We start from the raw sequence: 1,729 nt of genomic DNA, 5'->3' as shown, positions 1-1,729 counted from the left end.
CAGCATTTTATTATGGTGATCCCCTGGGCGAAATGCGCCTGGTAAGCAGAGTTTTTGAAATGTAAGGCCTTTGAATAAGACAAAAGGCTGCCTCATCGCTAACTTTGCAACAGTGCCCTTTGAAGCTGGCCAGCGAATTGCCGCTGGCAGTGGCCACCGACTGCGACCAATACCTGCATGACCGGTTGGAATTGTTGGAGGCGCAACTCGCCACAGTCAACCGCATGGCTGCGGCCAACGACTTACCGGATGCCATCATCACCACCGCGTCAGGCCTGAAGATCACGCCGCTGGACGCGGCAGTACCAGACGCCGCGCAAGCCATGATCGACCAGACAGCTATGCTGCTGCCGCACCTCAAAATCACCGAGTTGCTGATGGAGGTCGATGAATGGACGGGCTTCACCCGCCACTTCACACACCTGAAGACCAGCGACACGGCCAAGGACAAAACCTTGCTGTTGACGACGATCCTGGCCGACGCGATCAACCTGGGTCTGACCAAAATGGCCGAGTCCTGCCCTGGCACCACCTACGCCAAGCTGTCTTGGCTGCAAGCCTGGCACATCCGCGATGAAACCTATTCGACGGCGCTGGCCGAGCTGGTGAATGCGCAGTTTCGGCAACCCTTCGCCGGCAACTGGGGTGACGGCACCACGTCATCGTCGGACGGCCAGAACTTCAGAACCGGCAGCAAAGCAGAAAGCACTGGTCATATCAACCCGAAGTATGGAAGCAGTCCAGGACGGACTTTCTACACCCATATCTCCGACCAGTACGCGCCCTTCAGTGCCAAGGTGGTCAACGTGGGCATTCGTGATTCAACTTACGTGCTTGATGGCCTGCTGTACCACGAGTCGGACTTGCGCATCGAGGAACACTACACCGACACGGCAGGCTTCACCGATCACGTGTTTGGCTTGATGCATTTGCTGGGATTTCGCTTCGCGCCGCGTATCCGTGACTTGGGCGAAACCAAGCTATTCATCCCCAAGGGCGATGCCGCCTATGACGCGCTCAAGCCGATGATTAGCAGCGACAGGCTGAACATCAAGCAAATACGCGCCCATTGGGATGAAATTCTGCGGCTGGCCACCTCCATCAAGCAAGGCACGGTAACGGCTTCGCTGATGCTGCGCAAACTCGGCAGCTACCCGCGCCAGAACGGCTTGGCCGTGGCGTTGCGCGAGCTGGGGCGCATCGAGCGCACGCTGTTCATTTTGGATTGGCTGCAAAGCGTGGAGCTGCGCCGCCGCGTCCATGCGGGGCTGAATAAGGGCGAGGCGCGCAACGCGCTGGCCAGGGCGGTCTTCTTCTACCGATTGGGTGAAATCCGCGACCGCAGTTTTGAGCAGCAGCGCTACCGGGCCAGCGGCCTCAATCTGGTGACGGCGGCCATCGTGTTGTGGAACACGGTATATCTGGAGCGTGCCACCAGTGCTTTGCGTGGCAACGGCACGGCGCTGGACGACACATTGTTGCAATATCTGTCGCCGCTGGGGTGGGAGCACATCAACCTGACCGGCGATTACCTATGGCGCAGCAGCGCCAAGGTCGGTGCGGGGAAGTTTAGGCCATTGCGACCGCTGCCACCGGCTTAGCGTGCTTTATTTAATGAGATGGTCACTCCCTCCTTCCCGGTACTATGCTGAGGACAGGCTTTCATTCGGAGAACTATCATGGAAAACATTGCGCTCATTGGTATCGATCTGGGTAAAAACTCTTTCCA

The 1,729-nt window shown here is 58.0% G+C and carries 1 pseudogene; it reads left to right on the top strand.

The features are described 5' to 3' along the window. Window positions 1–119: 119 nt before the first annotated feature. A pseudogene (locus tag ACMWL8_RS25050) lies at window positions 120–1,601 on the top strand (Tn3 family transposase); the annotation flags it as partial. Between the last annotated feature and the right edge of the window lie 128 nt (window positions 1,602–1,729).

The organism is Enterobacter sp. 04-C-12-SI-ECC (assembly GCF_047530715.1).
Lineage (GTDB): Bacteria > Pseudomonadota > Gammaproteobacteria > Enterobacterales > Enterobacteriaceae > Enterobacter > Enterobacter bugandensis.
The sequence above is the reverse complement of the archived record's forward strand: the minus strand, read 5'-3'. Positions and strand labels throughout refer to the sequence as shown.